Source organism: Bacillus sp. NEAU-Y102 (genome assembly GCF_054788175.1).
Map to the genome: position 1 here is coordinate 146,268 of NZ_JBTWFK010000011.1, position 22,102 is coordinate 168,369.

Sequence of the window (22,102 nt, forward strand, 5' to 3'; positions counted from 1 at the left end):
AAGAGATCATTTTTACTATTAACTGACTTTTTTCAAATTGAAAGCAGGCTTTTTCATTCCACCTTTTTTTACAACATATAAGCCGATGAAGATAATAAGTCCGCCAACGAGTTGCATCATATTAATTTGCTCTCCAATTGTAACTGCCGCAAAGATAACTGCGAACAATGGTACGAGATACATATAAACCATTACTTTCGTTGAGCCTATTTGACTAATACCGACATACCACATTGCTAGTCCGAAGATGGTCGCAAAGATGATTGAATATGCTAGTGAACCCCAGCTTGGCGTATCTACTGGCCATGTTAAAGAGTTTACGTTGAATAAACAGTATATAACAAGTGGTACAATTCCAATTAAAGTAGACCATGATGTAACTCTCATTGCGGAGTATTTTGTAATAAGAGGTTGCGCTAATATTGGATACCATCCCCACGCAATTGCTGCGACTAATCCAATTACATTTCCGAGCCACGCATATTCGTAAGTAGCTCCTCCTGTATGTCCTGTTAATAAAACAAATGCTGCACCAATAAACGCTACTATTGAACCAATTTGTACTTTCATCGAAAAACGTTCTTGTTTGTGCAATACTGCTAATATCCCTGTAAATATAGGTGACATCGCAATTAATAATGAGGCGTTCGTTGCTGAAGTATATTTCACAGATAACATAAACATCGTTTGATACATTGCTGTACCAACGATACCGACTACTACTAATCGTAACCAATCTTTTCTTTCAATACGTAATGAGCGTTCCATCATAAATGTAATAAGTAATAAGACCGGTGATGCTACTAAAAATCGTAAACTATTAAATTGAATGGATGACATATATGCCACGCCATACTTTCCTATTGTATAATTTGCTCCCCATACTAACGCTACTGATACTAGGAGCCATTCCATTTGCCATCTTTTCATCCGAATCTCCCCTTCCATATTTAGCATAGTAAAATTGGCTGGATATAGCACCGTCCAATTGGCTGTTTTTTTACCCAGCCAATTTGTTATACTTAATGTATATAAGAGATACGGAGGCGTTTGTATGGAATGGAAGCTAGATAGTGACAGTAAAATCCCTATTTATCAGCAAGTGGTTGACTTTATTGAAAAACGTATTACATATGGAGAACTTCCTCCAGGAAGCTTCCTCCCTTCAGAACGGAAATTAGCTACGCAGTTAAATGTAAACAGAAGTACAGTAACGACTGCTTATAATGAACTTCGTGCTATGGGAATTGTAGAAAGTACGACTGGTAAAGGTACACGTGTGAGTACACATATGTGGGGCGTTTCTCCAACATTAACGCCGAACTGGAGAAATTTCGTAGAAGGTGGTACTTTTTTACCAAACTTACCACTACTTCGCCATATTCGGGCAGAAGTACAACAAAATGAAAATATTATAGATTTCGCTAATGGAGAACTCGGTTGTAATCTTTATCCTCACGATCAACTACAAACGATTTTACGTGAACAACCGTTAACGCATTCATTAAGTTACGATCATCCGCAAGGCTATCTCCCGCTAAGACAAGCGGTCGTAAAATATATGAAGGAATATTTAAAAGTTGAGGCGACTGAACAATCCATTATGATTACATCCGGCGCTCAACAAGCACTGCACCTTATCGTGCAATGTTTATTAAATCCAGGTGATGCTGTTGCTTTCGAAAGTCCTTCACACTGTTATTCCCTGCCGTTATTCCAATCAGCAGGTATTCGTATTTTCCCATTACCTGTCGATGAACACGGCATTAATCCAGACGATGTACAAGAGCTATACAGAAAGCACCGCATTAAAATGATTTTTTTAAATCCAAATTTCCAAAACCCTACGGGGACGATGCTTCATCCAAACCGTAGAAAAAAACTATTATCACTTTGCGCAGATTTACGAATTGCAATCGTTGAAGATGATCCATCTAGTTTGCTGACGCTAGAAAAGAAACAACCTTGTCCTACTTTGAAATCAATAGATGAAAATGGAACTGTCATTTATGTACATTCTTTATCAAAAATGATTGCGCCAGGATTACGAGTCGGTTGGCTTGTCGCCCCGCAGTCTGTCGTAGAGCGATTATCAGATGCACGGCACCAAATGGAATTAGGAATGAGTATTTTCCCGCAGTGGCTTATGCAACAATTTTTTGAAACTGTACCATTTCAGTCTCATATCGTACCGTTACGAAAACAACTAGCAGAAAAAAGAGACGTTATCGTTCGTGCCCTAAACGAGCAACTTCATGATAAAATCTCTTTTTCAAACCCTACTGGTGGTATATACATTTGGGGGAAATTAAAAGAACCTATAAACGAAAAACAAATCATTATGCAAAGTTTAAAACAAGAAATTGCTTTTATGCCAGGTAGTATTTTCGGTGCGAAAGATGGTTATATACGTTTATCTTATGGAAAAGTGGATATTGATCAAATTGAGGAAGGTATTTCTCGTTTACGCGAGGCTATTTTGGTATGTGAAAATAACTTTAAATAAAGCTTTCTCGTTTGACAAAACCTAAATCTACCATTATTATCAACTCGAACCTATTTATAGGAGTGATAAAATGAAGATTTACGTTGATGCAGATGCTTGTCCTGTAAAAGATGTAATTATTTTTGAGGCTACGAATGTGGAAATTCCTGTTACCCTCGTTACTAGCTTTTCACATTATTCTAATGCAGAGCAGCCAAAAGGTGTCGAAACAATTTATGTTGATTCTGGAGCAGATGCTGCAGATTACCGGATTATGCAGTTAGCAAAAAAAGAAGATTTAATCGTAACGCAAGATTACGGTCTTGCTTCACTCGCTTTAGCAAAAGGCTGTATCGTACTACACCATAAAGGCTATAAGTATACGAATGACAACATTGAACAATTGTTACAAACACGGTATTTAAGTGCAATGGTTCGCAAAAGCGGTAAGCGTACAAAGGGACCGAAACCATTTACAGCAGAAGATAAAGAGAAATTTAGAGCACTCTTTAAAAGTATGATCGCTCATTAAAGATGAACCTTCTTTTCGCAAGGAAAACTTCGCAACACAAAGAAGAGAATATCCAAATGAACATTCTCTTCTTGAGGTTTACCCGTTTAAAATGAAGGTAAATTATCTAAGTTATTTTCCTTTATTCCATCAGGTTCACTACGTATAATATCTCTGCCATACTTATGAAATACGTCTACATGAGCTAACTTCCCTGATTTTGCTTCTTCAAGGGCAGTCATATAATCTAACTCTCTCCCGCTACTTGTTTTAAACGCAATTAAATCACCATCATCATTTTTACGAACAGCAACAATTTGTTCTGCTCCTGAATTAACTTCATGGTCTACTTCAAATTGAGCTTGTTCTTCTCCTTGATGTAAGTAATCATTATAAACTTTTTCAAAGTCTTTATTGTCCATAACATTCACCTCCAACACATTTTTTAGTATGGTTGGGAGGTAGTGGTTTTATGTACTTTTCTCTTAGAAAAACGTATTTTTAATACCTACGCAACCCTTTCAAAGTCTCCAATATATCCTCTGTAAAGGCTGTACTACCTTCTGTCTCTAAAACTCTGAAATAAAAACTTCTTAAGAAAGTTCTAATATTTTGTACTAAAATAGCATGCTGCGGATGTCGGATATCTTCAACCGTTGCTATACTATGTAGCCAATTGCTCCACTCTTCTTCAGTTAAAAGATTTTGGTTACGTAAAGACATAATCGGCTTTACTAACCTCTCATCTTCAAAGTGCACATACACGTAATCACTTAATCGAACCTTCTGACGAACAGCTGCAAGAATCGCATATGAAAACTCACGATTTTGGATTGTACGTGCTAAAGCATCGAGCGCATCTGCTGCATGTGCAGTAGAGTGTGCCCAGCCTTTTCCTTCTACGTATCCTCTTACATCTTCTTCTAAATATACATATTCTAGTACTTGTTCTGCCACACTATACAGCTGTTCTTCAGATAACAGTGGTTCTCTTTCATGAACAGATAAAATAAGCGGCGGAATTAATACAGAGAACGCACGTTTAAAGACAGAATCTGTTCCCTTTTCACCAATTTTATAAAATAAATAATCAGGGCTAATTGCTTGCAGCATTAATCCTCGTAATTCTTTTTGTCTAAACACATCATTTGTAATCCATTTGTGAAGCGTACTATAAATTAAATCATCGCGTAATTCAGCATCAGTTGACCCGATATAATCTAACATCCACTGTGCATATGGATAAGCATCTACGTCTTCTGGTACAGCATAATTATTATTTTTAATTTGTAGTAGTTCTTCTTTTAGTTCTAGTACTTCATTCATTATATTTCTTGTCCCCTTTTTGCGTTTTTTATTGTCTTATCCCCTTTTATTTGCTTCATAAAATTAATTTAATTATAACAATAAACAAAAGGCTATACATATATTTCTGATTATGTAATACGCTCATTCATGAAATATAACTTCTGGATTTCCTAAATCACTATTCTGAAATACAACATCCGCACACTCTTTCGGATTATGCTCATCTATATACATCTTACAGGCCGCATGATATCTGTTTAAAAACATTTTCTCAGCTTCTTCATAACTTCCAAAAGCCTCAGTCTCGCGCTTTGCACCACGTTTTCTCGCAATCTCAAAATCTGTATCTACGAAAATTTTATAGTCAAATAAATGCTCTACGTCTTTTTTCAATAGAAACGTCCCATCTACTATTAGTACCATATTAGGTTGAGCCAATAGCTGCCCATTATGGACAGGTATATCCGTTATTAAGTTATGAGAAATCGTATCATATTGTAAATTCCCGTTAGGCCCTAAAGGCTTTAATAATCTTTCTTTGAAAGCTGTATAATCGTGTGCATCTTCATAATACCCTCTTGCAGATTCTTTTCCTTGCGCGTATCGAATTGCTCTCGGATTATGAAAATCATCAATGCTGGCGCGTGTTACTGGTAATCCTCGTTTTTTTATTTCTTCCGCTAGTTCGTTTGCAAATGTTGTTTTTCCCGACGCTGTAATACCACTTACTCCAACTCTTGTTGGATGGGTTAAGTTTAGCTTTAAAATATGATCTGCAATTTTTTTGATTTGTTGTTTTCGGTTCATGATATTGCCTCCACACAATCGGTTTACATAATATAATTATGAGTTATAACTTATGTCGCTATTTGTCGGCAAGTCAATATTCTTTTTCGAATCGTCGATATATCGAAAAAAATCGTTGATATATTATGATTGGCTTACTTTCCCTTAAACCCTCGATATAAAGCAGTCCGTAATTCTTGTTTGTATTCTTCAATTTCTGGCATATCGAGTTCTTCTGCTAGTCTGATGGCTAGTTCAATATCATACGGTACTCGTACGAGTTGAATAGAAAAGCTCGCTGCTTCTTTTTCATTGTAAGTTCCTTCAAATATTAAATAGGAAGCTTGTGTTATTTCAAGTGGGTTTCCTACGCTACCGGCATTACATAACGTTTTCCCTCTGAAATTTTGAACGAACGCTTGGTGAACGTCACCGTAACAAACGACATCTGGTTTTCTTTCCCCTTCTATATTCTCTGTGAGCTCACTATTTTCGAACATACTAATACGCTCTTCTCTTGAGGCATGTGGTTGAATTCTTTCATATAAACTTCTCGGTGAAGCGTGGAACATACGGATCAGTTTGCCGCTCATAAAAAATTCGATTGAAAATGGTAAGCTTCTTAAATAGTCATTTTGTTCTTCCGATAATTGTTTTTGATGCCATTTTAACGTTTCAAATTCAGTCGGTTTTGTAATGAAATCATCCCAGTTCCCCATTACAACTCCTTCACATTCTTTACGAATGATTTCAATCACTTCGCTAGAATGAGGACCTTTTCCGACTAAATCTCCAAGACACACGACGCGCTCGATTCCTCTTAATTTAATATCTTGCAGTACAGATTCTAATGCTGGAATATTACCATGTATATCTGAAATTACCGCTATTTTATCCAAATGAATCCCTCCATTACTTATAGTTTATTATATCCTCATGTTGTGATTGATACCATTTTGGAATATAGGATGAAAAATGATTATGATCTTCTAAAATTCCGTTCAATCTTTCCTTCATATCATTTACTAAATGTGGCGTGCTTCGGTTTGTCCATACGATATCAGCTGGGAATGTCATTGCTGCATATAATGAGTACAGTTTCCAAAAATGAAGCGACGGTTCGCCTCCGCAATATCCGTGAACTTGTCCAACCGCAAATGGTTTACTTATTCTTGTAGTAAAAATCGCTACGTTATAAAAATCATGTATTGGATCACCAAAATCATATCCACCAAAATCGATAACGATAAACTCCTTATTATGAATCATACTATTTGCTGGATGGAAGTCATCGTGTAAAAAGGTAATAGGGCGATTTTTCAATAATTGTTTATGCTCCCCTACAAATCTTAATACTGGCTTCAAATCAAGGAAGTCTATTTCATAATTTGCTAACGCTTCTACGTATCTTTCGTATTTATTCCATCGAACCGTTTCCCATTTATTACTTGCACTTTCTCTTCCAATTGAGTGAATCCTCTTTAGTACTTCTCCTGCTTTTCTTCCTGCATGGTACTGTTCTTCCACGGATAGCTTCCCTAAACCTTCTTCACCATTTATACCTTGGATCCATTCAAATACTTGAACACATTTATTTATTTGTTCAAGTTTTATAAAATGAATTAACTTAGGCGTTGGAATATGTAATGACTCTAATTGTTTCATATACATATATTCTTCTTGTTTACGTTCAAAATGAACAGCATCACATACTTTTACAAAATATGTTACTCTGTTTTCTAACTCTATTTTATATTTCTCTTCATGTGAAAAACCTTTTGATATAGCTGTACACTTTACAATATGAGGCCATTCTAGTTTTCTCTCTATCTCTCTAAGCGTTTCCTTCACAAAGTTCACCTCTATCAATATATGTACAAACTACCTAGCACTTCATGCTCTCGTTTATTTTCACCTTTAAACTCCACTGCAAAAGGATTTTCGCCATTCTTATTCAGATGTTCTAGCACTAGCCCTTCTCCAATCGGCTCACAAAACTGCACATGAATATCTCCAAATACTACACTTTGACACTCGGCATTCCATTTTTCACTTTTCACAACTGAGCTTGTAGATAGCCCCATTACTTCTTTCCATTTCCGCACCGTTTCTCGAACGTTTTTCACTGCATAATGGATCGTTTCAATTTGTTGTACTTTATTTTTATGTTCCGTGATTGTTCCAATGTTACGTAAATCATTTCTTCTTTCTTCGTCCGTTTCATTCCATTGTATAAAGAAAGGTAATTTCGGTCCGTTCTCTTCTTGCTTTACAAATAACATTTTCCATTCTAAAAGGCGGCCATCTTTTCTCATACGTTTCCCTTCAAATGGTCCTATCGTATGTAAACCGTGCTTACTAAACTTTACTGCTAGCTCTTCAATTGCATCTGTTCGAATTGCGATTTGCAGCATTCCTTCTCCGTCTTGTAATTTCACTACTGTTTCTTGTACTAATGGATTGTCTGCTTCTTTCGCTTTTTCTTCATGCTGCACTGCTAAAAATTCGATATATGATAAATCAAAATAACATAAACTATTCCAAGTACCCCAAGTAATATGCTCTCCACCTATTGCAGTATAAAATCCGTGCGCCTGCATTTGTTTTGCCGCTTCTTCCGGTGTACAATGTACGGCGTGTACTAGATGATCAAATCGCAACATGTCCTTCTCCCCTTTCTCTCCATCCTTTTATTGTATATTTTATTTTTCTTTCATTCAATTCAAAAAACTTTAAAACCCAGTTGATTTATACGATTAATATGTATTATAATGAAACAAATTTAATTATTGCTGATTGGAAAAACCAAAGGCACTTTTCTCATACGGGAAAAGTGCCTTTTTCATTTATTATTACAGGGGGATTATTTATGCAGAAATTAATTGTCTTTGCTATTATCGGATTTTTCGCTCAATTGATTGATGGGGCACTTGGAATGGCGTATGGGGTAACATCTACCTCACTATTATTAATGTTTGGTATCGCACCGGCTGTAGCTTCCGCTTCTGTTCATTTAGCTGAAGTCGTTACAACCGCCGCTTCCGGTGCATCTCATATCAAATTTGGAAACGTTGATAAATATACAGTTTCCAGACTTACATTACCTGGAGCAATTGGTGCATTTGTTGGGGCATGTTTTTTAAGTAATTTACCTGGCGATGTAATTAAACCGTACATTTCCGTTTTTTTATTTACTTTAGGGGTTTATATTTTATTACGATTCGTCCTTCAAAAACAAATTGTTGCTTCAAATAAGCGTATGTCTGCAAAACAACTTGTGCCGCTTGGTTTATTCGCTGGATTCGTTGATTCAACTGGTGGCGGTGGCTGGGGGCCGATTACGACACCCGTTCTTCTAGCAAGAGGAAATGAAGCTAGAAAAGTTATTGGATCTGTAGATACGAGTGAATTTCCTGTTTCACTCGCTGCAACAATTGGTTTCTTCATCTCACTTGGCTGGGAACAAGTAAGCTGGGTTTGGGTATTTGCCTTAATGCTTGGCGGTATTGTCGCAGCTCCAATTGCTGCATGGTTAGTTCGTATCGTTCCAGCACATTTACTTGGGGTATTAGTTGGTGGTCTTATTATCTTTACGAATATACGTACACTGCTGACTACATTTAAAGTGGATCCAACTATTATTTCACTTTCTTACGTGGCAGTTGGTCTTGTCGTTATTATTTCTATTTTCATTGCTGTTCGCAATCATTCCAAGCGTTCTAACGCATCGACAGCCGGATATCCGAATGATCAAAAACAAATGCTACCATAACGATAAAAATACCGCCCGATATACTTCGAGCGGTATTTTTTATTTTTCTATTTTCCAATTAATCATCGTTTCTGTAGCATTTACTCTCTTCATATGTAACTTTTCTAAAACACGAATCGAACTATAGTTATCTAGGATTGTCTCTGCAATTATTGTTTCTACCTCTCCTGTTTTGAAAGCCCAATCGATTAGTTCTCTTACAGCTTCTGTTGCATAGCCCTGATTCCAATATTTCTCAATAAATCCATAGCCAATTTCTACTGTTTGATTCTCGTTTGGTTTCCCTTTAAACCCAATATCACCTAAAACGCTATCATCTTCTTTCCGAAGAACATACCACGCGCCCCATGGTAATATAGCTGCATCTTGTTTTACATTCTTTACATGCCCTACAATATGCGGACCGCTATTGTATCCTTGCTCGTTAGCAATTTGAATCCTCTCTTCTGTACACGGCACTATATAGAGCCTTTCTGTTTCTAATTTCATATTGATTTCCCCTTTTTACTTAAACGTTACTCTAATTATAACAAATAATATGACTTTATCATGAATGTCGAATTATATTTTTCTGAATTTTCTTTTAATTTAGAGGGTTTTTCAATATTTTTTGCGAAACATTTGTATAACAATTTTTTCTTTGCTTATTGCTACATAATAGTAGGTTCGGGTGGAGTTTTGCAAGCGTTTCCTATACAATAACCGATATTTTTTGACTTTTCCTAACAAAATATCTTGCAATATATTCAGAAAGTCATTACAATTGCCATATATTAAAAATCTTAGCAATATATCAAATCCTCATCAATCCGATGAGGTAGAGGTTGCGACTTTTATGAGTAAAACGGACGAGACACAGAGAATGTCACCAACTCCGTTTGAAAGGAAAGGTTGCCGAAGTTTATATTTCTTCTCTGGAAATATGAGCTGGGGCTGTCTCCGAAAGGAACAGAACTGTCACGTTTACAAATTACCGTGTAAACGTGGGGTGCTATCTTAACGGAAGGGTATGATGGGGTGGTTATTTGTGAAACGTTCCGCCAAATTCCTTTGGCGGTTTTTTGTATTTTTCTCCCCCGCTCCTTCCTAACCTACAAGAAAAGGAGTGTTGAACATGAATAGCGCAACAAATCAATCTACCTCTAAAACGCAAACTACACAAGGACAAGGTGAATTAAAACGCGGATTAAAATCTCGTCACCTTACGATGATTTCTCTCGGTGGTACAATTGGTACCGGACTATTTCTTGCCAGCGGTGGTGTCATCCATACAGCTGGACCTGGTGGCGCATTAATTGCATACGCCGCAATTGGAATTATGGTTTATTTTTTAATGACAAGCTTAGCTGAACTTGCAGCTTACATGCCTGTTACTGGATCTTTTAGTACGTATGCAACAAAATTTGTTGATCCATCACTTGGCTTTGCACTTGGATGGAACTATTGGTATAACTGGGCAATTACGATTGCTGCTGAACTTGCAGCTGTAACATTAATTATGAAATTTTGGTTCCCAGATACTCCTTCTCTTATTTGGAGTGGATTATGTTTAGCTATTATTTTCCTTTTAAACTATTTATCTGTTAAAGGGTTTGGTGAATCTGAATATTGGTTCGCACTTATTAAAGTAGTTACTATTATTATCTTTTTAATTGTTGGTTTCATGATGATTTTCGGAATTATGGGCGGCGAAACTGTTGGATTTAAAAACTTCACAGTTGCAGATGCACCATTTAACGGCGGTATCATGGCAATTATCGGTGTATTTATGGCAGCTGGTTTCTCCTTCCAAGGAACTGAATTATTAGGAGTAGCTGCTGGTGAAACATCTGATCCAGAACGTAATATCCCAAAAGCAATTCGTTCAATCTTTTGGCGTATTCTTTTATTCTATATCCTTGCGATTCTCGTTATCGGTTTACTAATTCCTTATACAACTGAAAGCCTTGCTGCAAGTGATGTAACAGTAAGTCCGTTTACACTTATTTTTGAAAAAGCGGGCGTTGCCTTTGCTGCTTCTGTTATGAACGCTGTTATTTTAACTGCTGTACTATCTGCTGGTAACTCTGGTATGTATGCATCAACTCGTATGCTTTGGGATTTAGCTCGCCAAGGAAAAGCACCAAAGTTTCTTGGTAAATTAGATAGCCGCGGTGTACCTGTTAACGCATTAATCGTAACGTCAATTGTTGGTAGTATTGCTTTCATTGCTTCTTTATTCGGTGACGGTGTTGTATACATTTGGTTATTAAACGCATCTGGAATGTCTGGTTTTATCGCATGGGTCGGAATTGCAATTAGTCATTACCGTTTCCGTAAAGCATATATCGCACAAGGAAAAGATTTAAAAGACTTACCATATAGAGCAAAATGGTTCCCATTCGGTCCAATCTTCGCATTTACACTTTGTATCATCGTAATTTTAGGACAAAACTACGGCGCATTTATGGGTGAAGCAATTGATTGGAACGGTGTACTCGTTTCTTACATCGGTTTACCACTCTTCTTAGTACTATGGTTAGGTTATAAATTTACGAAAAAAACAAAAGTGATTCCACTTGATAAATGTGAACTAAAATAAAGTGAAACGAGCAAACAAATTTGTTTGCTCGTTTTTTGTTGCAAACCTCTTTCCTTTATTATTGCTCCTGTTTTTGCAATAATAAAGGAAATATAAATAAAGGTTGGGATACAATGAACATTCGTATTACTGATGAAGCAAAAGCAGCTATACGTAGATTAGAACGTGAAGATAAAAAGATCGTTCGCATTAGAGGAACAATGACGAACTCTTGTAGTATTTTCGTTGATGTCGATTTAATTTGGGATACATATAACGCAGATGATGTTGTATATGAAGATGTAGAGCTTATCGTACAAATGGATTCATTCACGAAAGAATACACTGGTGATACAGTGAAACTTGATTATAAGACGACAGGTTTTAGTATTACGACTCCGAGTGAGACTTTAGTTTATGGATTGTCGATTAAAAAATAAAAATTGTTTTCATTTGACCACCGAGGTGAAAAAATGGGTAAATATGTTCCGTTAAAATTTTTATTTAATGAAGAATTAGCAGAGAAAATAGCTGATTCTATTTGTAAACACGATCCTAATTTTTCTAAAAGAATCTTTGTAGATTCTGTAACATATAAAGTTGAAAATTTAGAGTTAAAACAACGTATTGAAGTAATAGCAGATGAATTACACAATGCTTTACAAAAAGATTTTAATGTAGCAATACATATATTACTGAAAACATTAGGACCAGAAAATACAACAGAAGTAGGCACATTCACAAACGGATATATGTACATGCCTATCGCAAAATACGTTGAAAAATATGGTCTGAACGATTTTGAAACCTCATTCAACACCATGTATGAAATAACGAAAAGGAATAACGCTGAATATGCCATTCGGCCTTTTCTTGAAACATACCATGAAGACACACTAGACATATTACAACAGTGAGTTCATGACCAAAACAGTTATCTCTATCAGTGTTTCAGTAGTTTGGAACAAAAGGCTGCTGGTACTAGAATGAGTTTGCTTAATTTCCCAGGCTTTCTAACGAAAGGAATGGGGATTGCGATTGTAGGTGGATTATTATCGATACATTTGCTAAACCGAAAATTACTACCTATGAATGCTAATTCTTTCACTCATTTGTATAGTAATTTACTATTACTTTTTGCAGGAATCATATTGATTAGCTGGTTGGTTACTATGAAAATGTATAAATGCTCCAGAAGAAATATATATCAAGTGAAAAGATTCATTTTTCAATAACTTTTTTGTTATATTTTTCAATCTAGTGACGTTTCTTACATCAAGATTAAACAACTATATTTTTAACCCCGATCTAAATTTAGATCGGGTTATACTTATTTGGACTTTTGAAATTAAATAACTTTATTATCATTTTACATATAAAAAATCAAAATTTAACAATTTACCCTATATGCATTATAAAAGGCTTGTCTAAAATAATGTATATGTCAAGAAAACTTGTCTGTAAGTTGAAATGTTGTAGAATCTAGAGTCCGAATATGCTTACGGTAGATCCTCCTAATCATACTCGCCTGCGTCGGATGGTCTCTAAACCCTTTATACCACGTATGATTGAGGACCTTCGTTCCCGTATTCAGCAACTTGCCGACGAATTGTTAGTTGCTGTACAAGAACAAGGAAAGATGGAAATTATTGCAGATTTTGCTTAACCACTACCCATTATTTTCATTTCAGAGGTGCTTGGGATTCCCGCCACTGATCGAAACCAGTTCCGCAAATAGACAAAAAACTCATGGACACCTCTGTGGAACCTATTCAGGGAACTGAAGTTAAAACAACACTTAAAAGTTTATTCATTACATTGAGACATTACTTAACGAAAAGCGTCTAAATCCTGATTCTGATTTGATAAACGATCTCATTCAAACAAGAGAGCAAGAAAACAAGTTGAATAAGAACGAGCTTCTTTCGACAATTTGGCTATTCATCATCGCTGGACATGAAACGACAGTTAATTACATAGAGAAGTCAACGTCTTTTTTATTTTAGGGGAACTTGTTTTGTTAATTTGATATTTACAGTTAAGTTAAGTGACATTTGATTCTCATAATCCGTATTATCTGAAGTTAATAAAGTCTATTACACTCTCTTCTTTAGGAACGTTTCCATAATATCTTTCTTAAATTTTTCATAATCAAACTGAAAAGCTACATTATGCGTTTTATAGCCTGGATTAGTAACAAAACGAAAATCTGCAATGCTTTGACCAAATCCTTCTCCTTGATCAGGGATTACTTTAATAGGTACTCTTGAAAGACTAACAGCGTCTTGATTTAGCAAATACCAAACTGTTACAAAATCATGCATAGGACTTCCACTTATACCAGGATTAGACTTGGAGTAGAAATTATAATAATAATCTAACATAGGTTTGATGATGAGTCCTGCAAGATCCTGTGTACTCCGATGAAATGCATCAATTTGCTGGACCATTTCGGGTGTAACAATCGCGTGTTGAGTCACATTTAAAGGAATAATCGTCAAGTTCTTTGCATGCTGCAGAATTAAGTTTGCTGCATACGGGTCTGCGTAAAAATTAGCTTCAGCCACAGCAGTTACGTTACCTGGATAGAAAAAAGCTCCCCCCATGCAAATGCATTCTCTTACATTTCGCATTGTTTCTAAATTTAATACAAAAGTCGTAGCTAGCGAAGAAAGTCTTCCTAAATTGATAATTGTAAGATCTTCTAAATTTGATTCTATAATTTGATAAATATCATTTAAAGGATAAACTGGATATGAAATTTCAGGTGGAATAATAGGTCCTAATCCAACTTTTCCATGTACCTCAGGGAAATACTGAATCACTATACCTGTCAACGGTACAGAAGCACCAAGGAATACAGGTATTTCTTCTCTTCCCGCAATGTACTTTAAATAGTTAATATTTCTTATTACATCTTCTCTTGATACATTTCCATAATCGGCCACAATTCCTACAAGTTGAATGTCTTTACGAAAAAAGGTGTACAGTATAGCAAACGCATCATCAATCCCTAAATCTGTAAACAGGAGAACCTTTTTTTGCATATCTCTTCCTCCAAAATTTATAGAATTCTACTTTCACCAATGATGCAGTGATTAGAATACGCTTGTATATATATTTTTTATGTATTCTTAAAGAGTGGATTCTATTCACTTGAAATAGTTTTGCTTATCTAAATCTGATATTATATTCAAGCACAAAATACATAAGGGTATTAGAGATATGGAAAAATCTGTTGTTATTGAGGAATTTACATCGGATTGGGCACTACAATTAGGGCTCACCATATCAAAAACGAAAATTGTACGTTTAGACACAAAATTAACATATTTTGATTAGCTCCCTGTACGTTAAGGAATTAGTTTCTATATTTGAGGAGATGTATGTGACAGGTGTATATTTAGGGGAATCTAATATTCACCATTCAAATATGATAGAATAGAAGTATATCCAAAACGGAGGAATAACAAATGAACTCAAACACAAAACAGTTTATTTATGATATCCAGCAAAGAAAGAACAATTATATAGAAAATGCTCTAATAGCAATACAACACCCTAAAAAAGAGCAATCTGAACAGGTCATTCAAAATATAGTAGAGAAGATGGATATGATGATTAGTCTAGTTACTACGTACATGAGGATTGAATCTGGATCTACGGAAGAATTAAAAGAACTTCAGAAAGAAATTATCCATGCTCAAGCATATATCCAAAAACGAAAATTTGAAGAAACACAGAGATAAAACCCTGTGTTTTTATTTGATTTATAATGCTAATCTATTATAAATCAAATTACATGTGATTATTGTTTTGGCATAATCCATACAATTTGTTGAATGCGTACAATATATGGCACCGTATCTTCAATGAGCAAATGATCTAGTTTCACATCCTTTAATTTACCTCTTATATTGCCTCTTACAGTTTCAATAACCACATGTTTACCAATTACTGATTGTAATGTCTGATATACATAGGGATTAGGCACACTTACCATATTTTGTTTACTAAAGTCATTTCCCTCCAAATAACTCATTCTATAAAACTCCTTTCTAACTTGCATTCTTTCTACTAATATATGATATAAATCTTATAAATATGCTAGAAGGATAATTCATTATATGGACGGAAATAACATTTTAATAGGGTACGGTTTCTATTTCTACATTGCTAAAAAAATGATTTATATAAAGTTACTTTTACTAGTTAATAGGAGATGATAAAGGGATATTTTGAATATACATCTAGGTTGTTCCTTTCTGGTTATGTATCATTTTAAATACGCCCTTTATTAGAATAGTGCTCATACTTTTTTTGAGATTCTTTCGTAATACGTGCGTTAAGTAAAATTGCTAACAATAAAAACACTCCATATTTTCCGCCTGTAGCTCCTATGATAATCACACTACTACAAACAAGTACAATTAATAGGATAAACGAAACTAAATAAATACGATCATAATTCTTTGACATCTTCTCGTATTTTATGCGTTCTTTCCTTGCATCCATTTTAATTCCTCCTTTAGATGATCCATTTCACTCTCAGATAAATCTCGGCCTTAAAAAGGAAACAATCTATCGTTTTAAATAATTAGTTTGTTTTTTTATCAACTAATTTATATAACGTAAAAAGAAATCCTACCAATATTAAGCTTTCCACCATGATAATCTCCATCCTCTCCTTCCTTTTAACCCCAACACATCAGATAAAAGTTATGTATATCCCATATTAGCTGCAGCAAGCAAAAAGGATCCCCCTTTTCTTAAAGGCTGATCCTTTTCTCCTTGCATGCAACTATTTTTACCTATTCTTGATTAATTAGAATAATAGCTGGTCCATCTACACGAATTCCACCAACTTCGATTTTTTCATAAGGCTCAACTGTAATAGAAATAATCCCTTCTCGCTTCTTTAATTCATTACTTAATTCTTTTGTTAACATTTTTTTCATGTGCGGACTCCTTCTTACTGCTTAATTTACTATTGTTATGTAAATAAAATAAAAAATGGTTTCTTGGTCTGGAAACCATTTTTTGTAGTTTACCATATGGTGTTACCAGTTCGTTTATCAATTTTACGTAAAGAAGATAAACAATTACTATTCACTGTCTCAGTAGATGTAAGGAACTCTTAAAGCTGGCGGTGAGATTGATTGTTTTTTCTTCTAGAAATAATGACTTAGATAGTATATTACCTAAAACAATGAAAGCCCTACCTCTCTTTCATCCTTACGGCTCCTTGTCCGTGCCAGTGTGAATCAGGATTGCAAAAATCAAGTGACTATTTAATCGAGTTATTTAATGAAACTTCGAATGTTCGTAAAATAAATTTAAAAATAAAAATGGATTAGATTGAAGTAATAACAAAAGAGGTTCCTACTCTAAAAGTGAGTTGAAGAAATTGAATGTCTTTGAAATGATTTACTTTTAATACTCATCATATTCTCGAAAAATTCAGGATGTTTTCGGGAGATATAATACATTATCTATAATAAACCTTAACAGAAACTTTTTATTTGATTTTCAGTGATTCCTTTAATTAATTCTAGTTCACTGACCAAAAACTTATATGCATCATCCAACAATTTTTTTTCACTTGTATTCAGTGTTTTTTCTTTCTTCATACGCATTAAATCGCGTACAACTTCAGCACCTTCTTGTATTTCACCCGTTTTTATTTTGTCCGTGTTCACTTTATGCCTTTGTTTCCACGGCAGTAATTTACATGATTTTTCATGCTGAAAAATGTGTATAATGTGTTTTAATGCAAGTATATCAGTAACTGGGCGTATATTCGAATTCAATATTTTACCCGTAGGAATCATGACTTGCATATTACTGATTGACATTTTGATGACATAATACTGTTGTTTTTCCCCTGAGAATTCTTTTTCTTCTATGGCTTCAATTATACCTGCTCCGTGCATTGGATAAACAATGTTATCGCCAATTTGAAACATATAATCCACCTCCATATGTGGTAACCTTTTCAAGCTTAACACATATGTTGTTTTTTATCAAATATTTAATAATATCACAAGTTCATTTTAGGTGTCAATTACTTTTTTCTTCAAAAGTTAAATCAAGTAAAACAGCCGTAAAATACCAAAGAGCGTTCGAGATTTCCAATAAAAGAAAAGGGAATCCATACGCGTATATCCTGAAATCTCCACCCATTAACGTAGATCAATTTCCCCTTGAAAACGGCCAAATCGATCCCGTATTTTTTTCAATCTTATATGATACTCCAAAATCTCAATTCTTGCTTTTTCTGCTAGAGGGGCAATTGGTCGTAAATCTTTTAACCCCCAATACTCAACCACTACATCAAGTACTTGATCAAAATATTGTAGTGGGCCATAGTTTGCTTCTTTTGCAATCACAGCCATTCTATTTTCAAAATCAGGCATGACGGCACCTGGCATTTTAAAATTCCTAATCACATTGGCAATATGGTAGCAATAATTTGGTTCCAATTCTAAATGTGTTCGAATGACGTCTCGATAAAACGCATAATGAAGTATTTCATCTTTTGCAAGACGGCGTAATAATGTAGCAAGATCTGGATCATGCTTACTTGCCACCTTAGCTACATTATTGTAAAACACCATTGTTGCAAGTTCTTGTAGCGTCGTATATGTCATGGCTTCGATTGGTGTATGAAAATCAGGCTCAAATCCACACTCAACGACTGATTTTCTTAATTCATGTATACGTTTAGGGTTTACACTTCGAGTGAGTAGTAAATATGTCTCTAATAAATTCGAATGTTGATCCTCTTCTGAGGTCCAAGTATGAATAAAGTCTGTAATAACAGAAAGGGAACCTTTAAAAGTCGCAGATAAATACGTTGTAAACCATGGTAAATTCACTTCTGTTAATAAAGCTGTTTCAATGGCCGTAATTACACCAGAAGGGAGAGTAACTTGACTTTCATCCCAAGGAACTCTTTTAAAGTCCATTCCCTTATCCCATGGTAAAAACTCATGATAAGCCCAGTCTATCTTCTGCGCTCTTATTTTATGTTGTTCATACAGTTCTTTTAAACGTGGTTCTAATCGAAAATCTAAATCATTTGTTAACATTTAAGTGCCCCCTTTTTCTTACCATGGATATTCATCCTATTTTTATCCTTAAAAATTTTCTACAAATAAATATTACTTTCCTTTTTTAAAGTCAAACAAAACAAATTTGTAACAAAATTTTTTAAGAGCACTATATTTTTATAGGATTTTTTTATTAAAAGGAGGACCGTTACATCTATTTTCTTTTTTATAAAATAGATACTGAAACATACAATATGTTAGTTAGCCTAAATAATAGCTTTGACAAGTGCCAACCCAATTCCATTCGAGCCAAGCTTTTTAGAACTACTTGATTTATAGAATCGTTCAAAAATATGAGGTAATTCTTCAGCTAAAATTCCCTCTCCAAAATCTTGGATCACTAGTTCGATATAGATTGGAGAATTTTTGACCTGAATCATTATGTTACCACCTGGTTTAGAATGTTCTATTGCATTCTTCAACAGGTTTAACAAAGCTTCCTCCATCTATATTTTTTCGTGAATAACGATTATTTCTCTCGGTGCATTCCAATTAATATATTTTTATCACTTATCATGCTTTCCAAGCGATTTAGAACTTCCTTAGTCATATCTACTAAATTCCCTAGCTCTTGATCAAAGGATTTCCACTTATTTATCCCGAATATATAAATAACCATTCTCACAAGGAGCGAATTTATATGAATCTATTCGAACATGAAACATAAAACTGCTTCATTTTAATAAGAGGTCCTCCCTTTTTCTTTTCTCATCATATTATCCATTAAAAAATAGGAGGACAAATTTATGAAACGTGATCCATTATTTTTAACTTTATTAGAAAGTGCAAATACGAACTTTAGTGGCTGGGATTTTTCTTTCATTTCAGAAACGGGTCGAATGAAGAGCGAGCCATTATCGTGGTCGTACGGCAGTACTGCTTTTCAGCTTATGCAACGTGCAGAATCAATGCTCGATATGGGTACTGGTGGCGGAGAGTTTTTATCTATGTTACAACCGTTCCCGTCAACTACATTCGCTACTGAGGGCTACGCTCCAAACGTGCCAATTGCTCAGAAGAAATTAGAACCTTTAGGGGTTACAGTTGTGGCAGTAAGTGATGATACTGCTTTACCATTTCAAAATGAACAGTTTGATTTCATTCTGAATCAACATGAATCCTATTCTGCTTCTGAGGTAAATAGAATACTTTCTCCTAATGGAATATTTCTTACACAACAAGTTGGCGGTCTTGATTGCGTTGAACTTAATGAACAATTGGGTACGCCTCTAAATAGTGAGTTTGCAAATTGGTCTCTCGAAACTGCATGCAGTGAGTTAAACCAAAATGGATTTACTATTTTAGAAGCAAAAGAAGAATTCCCTTTCCAACGTTTTTATGATATTGGCGCTATCATCTATTATTTAAAAGCAATTCCGTGGCAAATTCCTGATTTTACTGTCGAAAAGTACTTTGAGGAGTTATATCGTATACATGAGATTATTTTGCAAAAAGGATATTTAGATGTGAATCAACATCGATTTATAATTAAGGCGATTCGTAGCTAACAAAAAGAGGTGGCAAAGCCACCTCCTTTTTGTTCCGTTTACGTATATTCTCTACTCTTTCACCATAAGAAAAGTTATATCATATATATTACAATTCTGACCAATGAATTGTATTTCTGAAACATATAATCACCTCGCATATATAATGAGAGCAAAAACGTGATTTTTCACTATCCTCTTCTATTGAGAAATGAGTTGTTTTTCATATCGCTTATTCGCATCATCTTCCGTCAAACATGCAGTTGTGTAATGAATAATATTCCGGTTATCATACGTGAATATATGTTTTAACTTATTTTCTTCTGTTAATACTGTCGGTAAGTATTTTGGTAAATTGCTAACAACACCTCTATTATCACCATCTAATATCCAATCAATTTCTTTCCATTCTAATAATCCTTCAGCCGTACGAAATGGTGTATTCATTTGCATTCCATCTGGCAAATCAGCAACGAACACATACATTCCTTCACTAGCCTGGGGCTCATCTTTACCTTTAAAACCAACAGTCCCTTTATACATTACACTTGAAAGTTCTATACCCGTTTCCTCAAACGTTTCTCTAATTATTCCTTCGTATGGCGTTTCATTATCTTCTATTTTTCCTCCAACACCATTCCACATCCCCATATTCGGCTTTTTATTTCTATTTAATAGCAGTATTTTATCGCTTTTTCTAATAAAACAAATTGTGTATTTGTACATACAATCATTTCCTTTCATTTTCCACATGAGTTATTTGGCTTATTTTCAAGTAAAAACACTCGCCTTACAATTCTTTACTACATAATATATAGTACAACTTTCATGCGTAAACACTTTACGTCAAACGAGAGAATCCTTTTTAGAAAGGAGAATTTAAAATCGATAATATAAGCAATGAATTTCTAAACCAATATTACAACAGCCTCGTGTGGTTAAACGATACACACTGGTTCGGAGTTCCAATCTGTAAACTTCCCTCTGACCTCTTTTTGTATCAAGAAATTATTTATGAATTAAAGCCCGATTTAATTATTGAATGCGGGACTTTTCACGGTGGTAGTGCACTGTATTTAGCTTCTATGTTAGATTTAATTGGAAAAGGTCACGTACTTACTATCGATATAACTCCGCAGCCAAATCGGCCATCACATAATCGGATTACGTATTTAACAGCCTCTTCTGTTTCTGTGCAGGCCGTCCAAACAATAGTAAGCATGCGCAAACCTGATGATGTGGTTTTAGTTATTTTAGATTCTGATCATAGTAAAGAGCATGTATCCAAAGAACTATTACTATATAAATCTATCGTCACTACTGGCAGTTATATGATTGTAGAAGATACCTCCATTAATGGAAATCCGCTTCTTCCCGATTGGGGTCCTGGTCCGATGGAGGCTGTGGATGAGTTTTTAACTAAAAATAATAACTTCATAATCGACGAGTCTAAACATAAATTTTTCATATCATTTAATCCAAAAGGTTTTTTAAAGAAAATAAAGTGAAACTTTAATAAGTGGGGTTTTGCTTCTCCCCCACTTATTCTATCATTTTCATTTTTGAAAAAGGATAATATACGAATTCCACCTTGCCAATTATGTTATCTTCTTCAATATATCCTAAGCCATTTCGACTATCTCTACTTACTTCGCGGTTATCTCCCATTACAAATAACTTATTTGGCGGAATTTTTGTCTTTTGAAAGTTATAAAACACTTGTGTGTTGTTAAATAAATCTTTGTTCGTATATGGTTCTTCTTGCTTTTTATCGTTCACATATACCTTTCCGTTCGTTATGTTAATTACATCACCCGGAAGCCCTATTACACGTTTCACATAATATTTCGATTCATCCGCTTCCTTTATAATAACAATTTCTCCGCGTTGTAAATTAGAAAGACGTACTACTGCTTTATTTACAAATACGTAATCTGCTTCATATAAAGTCGGGTGCATCGATTCCCCTTCCACTTTACATAAAGTAAAAGAATGGTAGCCTATTACCATCACCAATATAAATAGTATGTACTTTCCCCAGCCTCTCTTAATTTCCTTTTTCATATCCATTCCCACCTTAT

General features: G+C 34.8%; 24 protein-coding genes, 4 pseudogenes and 1 riboswitch. Of the genes and pseudogenes, 11 read left to right on the forward strand and 17 right to left on the reverse strand.

What is annotated here, in order from left to right; genetic code table 11:
• Positions 1-18: 18 nt before the first annotated feature.
• Complete coding sequence (locus tag ACYFX0_RS24510; RefSeq protein WP_000832991.1) at positions 19-930, reverse strand: DMT family transporter; 912 nt, start codon at positions 928-930, stop codon at positions 19-21.
• 124 nt (positions 931-1,054) lie between these two features.
• On the opposite strand from ACYFX0_RS24510, the gene pdxR reads away from it, so the two are divergent.
• A complete protein-coding gene (gene pdxR, locus ACYFX0_RS24515; RefSeq protein ID WP_000454934.1) occupies positions 1,055-2,506 on the forward strand; it encodes a MocR-like pyridoxine biosynthesis transcription factor PdxR in 1,452 nt (483 codons plus the stop codon).
• Positions 2,507-2,576: 70 nt separating this feature from the next.
• Positions 2,577-3,017, forward strand: coding sequence for a YaiI/YqxD family protein (locus tag ACYFX0_RS24520; RefSeq protein WP_000708771.1), 441 nt, complete (start codon positions 2,577-2,579; stop codon positions 3,015-3,017).
• Between the two features lie 86 nt (positions 3,018-3,103).
• Here the strand turns inward: ACYFX0_RS24520 and ACYFX0_RS24525 are convergent, their stop codons facing one another.
• The 6 genes from ACYFX0_RS24525 to ACYFX0_RS24550 all read right to left on the reverse strand — a co-directional run bounded on the left by ACYFX0_RS24525 (position 3,104) and on the right by ACYFX0_RS24550 (position 7,753).
• Complete coding sequence (locus ACYFX0_RS24525) at positions 3,104-3,418, reverse strand: DUF3892 domain-containing protein (protein ID WP_000368862.1); 315 nt, start codon at positions 3,416-3,418, stop codon at positions 3,104-3,106.
• Between the two features lie 79 nt (positions 3,419-3,497).
• Positions 3,498-4,322 (reverse strand): DUF2785 domain-containing protein, encoded by an 825-nt coding sequence (locus tag ACYFX0_RS24530; protein ID WP_106081943.1) that lies wholly within the window; start codon positions 4,320-4,322, stop codon positions 3,498-3,500.
• A 123-nt stretch (positions 4,323-4,445) separates the two neighbouring features.
• Positions 4,446-5,111: a nucleoside/nucleotide kinase family protein gene (locus tag ACYFX0_RS24535; RefSeq protein ID WP_106081942.1), complete on the reverse strand. Its 666-nt coding sequence runs from the start codon at positions 5,109-5,111 to the stop codon at positions 4,446-4,448.
• A gap of 134 nt (positions 5,112-5,245) precedes the next feature.
• The gene (locus ACYFX0_RS24540) at positions 5,246-5,989 is read right to left on the reverse strand and encodes a metallophosphoesterase family protein (RefSeq protein WP_000357646.1); all 744 of its coding nucleotides are present in this window, start codon (positions 5,987-5,989) and stop codon (positions 5,246-5,248) included.
• 13 nt (positions 5,990-6,002) lie between these two features.
• Positions 6,003-6,941, reverse strand: a complete 939-nt coding sequence (locus tag ACYFX0_RS24545) for an aminoglycoside phosphotransferase family protein (RefSeq protein ID WP_016077518.1) — start codon at positions 6,939-6,941, stop codon at positions 6,003-6,005.
• 14 nt (positions 6,942-6,955) lie between these two features.
• Complete coding sequence (locus ACYFX0_RS24550) at positions 6,956-7,753, reverse strand: VOC family protein (RefSeq protein WP_016077517.1); 798 nt, start codon at positions 7,751-7,753, stop codon at positions 6,956-6,958.
• 98 nt (positions 7,754-7,851) lie between these two features.
• On the opposite strand from ACYFX0_RS24550, the gene ACYFX0_RS24555 reads away from it, so the two are divergent.
• Positions 7,852-8,862, forward strand: a complete 1,011-nt coding sequence (locus tag ACYFX0_RS24555; protein ID WP_002082558.1) for a sulfite exporter TauE/SafE family protein — start codon at positions 7,852-7,854, stop codon at positions 8,860-8,862.
• A gap of 39 nt (positions 8,863-8,901) precedes the next feature.
• On the opposite strand, the gene ACYFX0_RS24560 is transcribed toward ACYFX0_RS24555, so the two are convergent.
• Entirely contained in the window at positions 8,902-9,351 is a 450-nt protein-coding gene (locus ACYFX0_RS24560) for a GNAT family N-acetyltransferase (RefSeq protein WP_016077516.1), read from the reverse strand.
• Between the two features lie 321 nt (positions 9,352-9,672).
• Positions 9,673-9,864, forward strand: a riboswitch (Lysine riboswitch).
• A 112-nt stretch (positions 9,865-9,976) separates the two neighbouring features.
• On the opposite strand from ACYFX0_RS24560, the gene ACYFX0_RS24565 reads away from it, so the two are divergent.
• From ACYFX0_RS24565 to ACYFX0_RS24585, 5 genes and pseudogenes are all read left to right on the forward strand, one after another.
• A complete protein-coding gene (locus tag ACYFX0_RS24565; RefSeq protein ID WP_001083394.1) occupies positions 9,977-11,443 on the forward strand; it encodes an amino acid permease in 1,467 nt (488 codons plus the stop codon).
• A gap of 113 nt (positions 11,444-11,556) precedes the next feature.
• Complete coding sequence (locus ACYFX0_RS24570) at positions 11,557-11,862, forward strand: iron-sulfur cluster biosynthesis family protein (protein WP_001026197.1); 306 nt, start codon at positions 11,557-11,559, stop codon at positions 11,860-11,862.
• 33 nt (positions 11,863-11,895) lie between these two features.
• Positions 11,896-12,336: pseudogene (locus ACYFX0_RS24575) on the forward strand (hypothetical protein); the annotation flags it as partial.
• 10 nt (positions 12,337-12,346) lie between these two features.
• A pseudogene (locus tag ACYFX0_RS24580) lies at positions 12,347-12,657 on the forward strand (tetracycline resistance MFS efflux pump); the annotation flags it as partial.
• 254 nt (positions 12,658-12,911) lie between these two features.
• Positions 12,912-13,401, forward strand: a pseudogene (locus tag ACYFX0_RS24585) (cytochrome P450); the annotation flags it as partial.
• A gap of 117 nt (positions 13,402-13,518) precedes the next feature.
• On the opposite strand, the gene ACYFX0_RS24590 reads toward ACYFX0_RS24585, so the two are convergent.
• Positions 13,519-14,469, reverse strand: a complete 951-nt coding sequence (locus ACYFX0_RS24590) for a nucleoside hydrolase (protein WP_001170286.1) — start codon at positions 14,467-14,469, stop codon at positions 13,519-13,521.
• Positions 14,470-14,895: 426 nt separating this feature from the next.
• Between ACYFX0_RS24590 and ACYFX0_RS24595 the strand changes: the two genes are divergently transcribed.
• The gene (locus ACYFX0_RS24595) at positions 14,896-15,171 is read left to right on the forward strand and encodes a hypothetical protein (RefSeq protein ID WP_001087712.1); all 276 of its coding nucleotides are present in this window, start codon (positions 14,896-14,898) and stop codon (positions 15,169-15,171) included.
• Positions 15,172-15,230: 59 nt separating this feature from the next.
• On the opposite strand, the gene ACYFX0_RS24600 is transcribed toward ACYFX0_RS24595, so the two are convergent.
• The 6 genes and pseudogenes from ACYFX0_RS24600 to ACYFX0_RS24625 all read right to left on the reverse strand — a co-directional run.
• Positions 15,231-15,464: a YuzF family protein gene (locus tag ACYFX0_RS24600; RefSeq protein WP_000120816.1), complete on the reverse strand. Its 234-nt coding sequence runs from the start codon at positions 15,462-15,464 to the stop codon at positions 15,231-15,233.
• 239 nt (positions 15,465-15,703) lie between these two features.
• A complete protein-coding gene (locus ACYFX0_RS24605; protein ID WP_000340032.1) occupies positions 15,704-15,937 on the reverse strand; it encodes a hypothetical protein in 234 nt (77 codons plus the stop codon).
• A gap of 296 nt (positions 15,938-16,233) precedes the next feature.
• Entirely contained in the window at positions 16,234-16,380 is a 147-nt protein-coding gene (locus tag ACYFX0_RS24610) for a BC1881 family protein (RefSeq protein WP_000738546.1), read from the reverse strand.
• 546 nt (positions 16,381-16,926) lie between these two features.
• Positions 16,927-17,388, reverse strand: a complete 462-nt coding sequence (locus ACYFX0_RS24615; RefSeq protein ID WP_000486295.1) for a CarD family transcriptional regulator — start codon at positions 17,386-17,388, stop codon at positions 16,927-16,929.
• 216 nt (positions 17,389-17,604) lie between these two features.
• Complete coding sequence (locus ACYFX0_RS24620) at positions 17,605-18,513, reverse strand: acyl-ACP desaturase (RefSeq protein ID WP_460271979.1); 909 nt, start codon at positions 18,511-18,513, stop codon at positions 17,605-17,607.
• A 230-nt stretch (positions 18,514-18,743) separates the two neighbouring features.
• Positions 18,744-19,117, reverse strand: a pseudogene (locus ACYFX0_RS24625) (sensor histidine kinase); the annotation flags it as partial.
• A gap of 163 nt (positions 19,118-19,280) precedes the next feature.
• On the opposite strand from ACYFX0_RS24625, the gene ACYFX0_RS24630 reads away from it, so the two are divergent.
• Positions 19,281-20,042: a class I SAM-dependent methyltransferase gene (locus tag ACYFX0_RS24630; RefSeq protein WP_000817593.1), complete on the forward strand. Its 762-nt coding sequence runs from the start codon at positions 19,281-19,283 to the stop codon at positions 20,040-20,042.
• 180 nt (positions 20,043-20,222) lie between these two features.
• On the opposite strand, the gene ACYFX0_RS24635 is transcribed toward ACYFX0_RS24630, so the two are convergent.
• Positions 20,223-20,747: an NUDIX hydrolase gene (locus ACYFX0_RS24635; protein WP_000280180.1), complete on the reverse strand. Its 525-nt coding sequence runs from the start codon at positions 20,745-20,747 to the stop codon at positions 20,223-20,225.
• Positions 20,748-20,905: 158 nt separating this feature from the next.
• On the opposite strand from ACYFX0_RS24635, the gene ACYFX0_RS24640 reads away from it, so the two are divergent.
• Positions 20,906-21,529: a cephalosporin hydroxylase family protein gene (locus ACYFX0_RS24640; protein ID WP_265736909.1), complete on the forward strand. Its 624-nt coding sequence runs from the start codon at positions 20,906-20,908 to the stop codon at positions 21,527-21,529.
• A gap of 34 nt (positions 21,530-21,563) precedes the next feature.
• On the opposite strand, the gene lepB is transcribed toward ACYFX0_RS24640, so the two are convergent.
• Entirely contained in the window at positions 21,564-22,085 is a 522-nt protein-coding gene (gene lepB, locus ACYFX0_RS24645) for a signal peptidase I (protein ID WP_044784024.1), read from the reverse strand.
• Between the last annotated feature and the right edge of the window lie 17 nt (positions 22,086-22,102).

Bases quoted from the DNA above. Each gene is read 5' to 3' on its own strand.
- ACYFX0_RS24510 (WP_000832991.1), bottom strand. From the start codon at position 930: ATGAAAAGATGGCAAATGGAATGGCTCCTAGTATCAGTAGCGTTAGTA.
- pdxR (WP_000454934.1), top strand. From the start codon at position 1,055: ATGGAATGGAAGCTAGATAGTGACAGTAAAATCCCTATTTATCAGCAA.
- ACYFX0_RS24520 (WP_000708771.1), top strand. From the start codon at position 2,577: ATGAAGATTTACGTTGATGCAGATGCTTGTCCTGTAAAAGATGTAATT.
- ACYFX0_RS24525 (WP_000368862.1), bottom strand. From the start codon at position 3,418: ATGGACAATAAAGACTTTGAAAAAGTTTATAATGATTACTTACATCAA.
- ACYFX0_RS24530 (WP_106081943.1), bottom strand. From the start codon at position 4,322: ATGAATGAAGTACTAGAACTAAAAGAAGAACTACTACAAATTAAAAAT.
- ACYFX0_RS24535 (WP_106081942.1), bottom strand. From the start codon at position 5,111: ATGAACCGAAAACAACAAATCAAAAAAATTGCAGATCATATTTTAAAG.
- ACYFX0_RS24550 (WP_016077517.1), bottom strand. From the start codon at position 7,753: ATGTTGCGATTTGATCATCTAGTACACGCCGTACATTGTACACCGGAA.
- ACYFX0_RS24555 (WP_002082558.1), top strand. From the start codon at position 7,852: ATGTATTATAATGAAACAAATTTAATTATTGCTGATTGGAAAAACCAA.
- ACYFX0_RS24560 (WP_016077516.1), bottom strand. From the start codon at position 9,351: ATGAAATTAGAAACAGAAAGGCTCTATATAGTGCCGTGTACAGAAGAG.
- ACYFX0_RS24565 (WP_001083394.1), top strand. From the start codon at position 9,977: ATGAATAGCGCAACAAATCAATCTACCTCTAAAACGCAAACTACACAA.
- ACYFX0_RS24570 (WP_001026197.1), top strand. From the start codon at position 11,557: ATGAACATTCGTATTACTGATGAAGCAAAAGCAGCTATACGTAGATTA.
- ACYFX0_RS24590 (WP_001170286.1), bottom strand. From the start codon at position 14,469: ATGCAAAAAAAGGTTCTCCTGTTTACAGATTTAGGGATTGATGATGCG.
- ACYFX0_RS24595 (WP_001087712.1), top strand. From the start codon at position 14,896: ATGAACTCAAACACAAAACAGTTTATTTATGATATCCAGCAAAGAAAG.
- ACYFX0_RS24600 (WP_000120816.1), bottom strand. From the start codon at position 15,464: ATGAGTTATTTGGAGGGAAATGACTTTAGTAAACAAAATATGGTAAGT.
- ACYFX0_RS24605 (WP_000340032.1), bottom strand. From the start codon at position 15,937: ATGGATGCAAGGAAAGAACGCATAAAATACGAGAAGATGTCAAAGAAT.
- ACYFX0_RS24610 (WP_000738546.1), bottom strand. From the start codon at position 16,380: ATGAAAAAAATGTTAACAAAAGAATTAAGTAATGAATTAAAGAAGCGA.
- ACYFX0_RS24615 (WP_000486295.1), bottom strand. From the start codon at position 17,388: ATGTTTCAAATTGGCGATAACATTGTTTATCCAATGCACGGAGCAGGT.
- ACYFX0_RS24620 (WP_460271979.1), bottom strand. From the start codon at position 18,513: ATGTTAACAAATGATTTAGATTTTCGATTAGAACCACGTTTAAAAGAA.
- ACYFX0_RS24630 (WP_000817593.1), top strand. From the start codon at position 19,281: ATGAAACGTGATCCATTATTTTTAACTTTATTAGAAAGTGCAAATACG.
- ACYFX0_RS24635 (WP_000280180.1), bottom strand. From the start codon at position 20,747: ATGTACAAATACACAATTTGTTTTATTAGAAAAAGCGATAAAATACTG.
- lepB (WP_044784024.1), bottom strand. From the start codon at position 22,085: ATGAAAAAGGAAATTAAGAGAGGCTGGGGAAAGTACATACTATTTATA.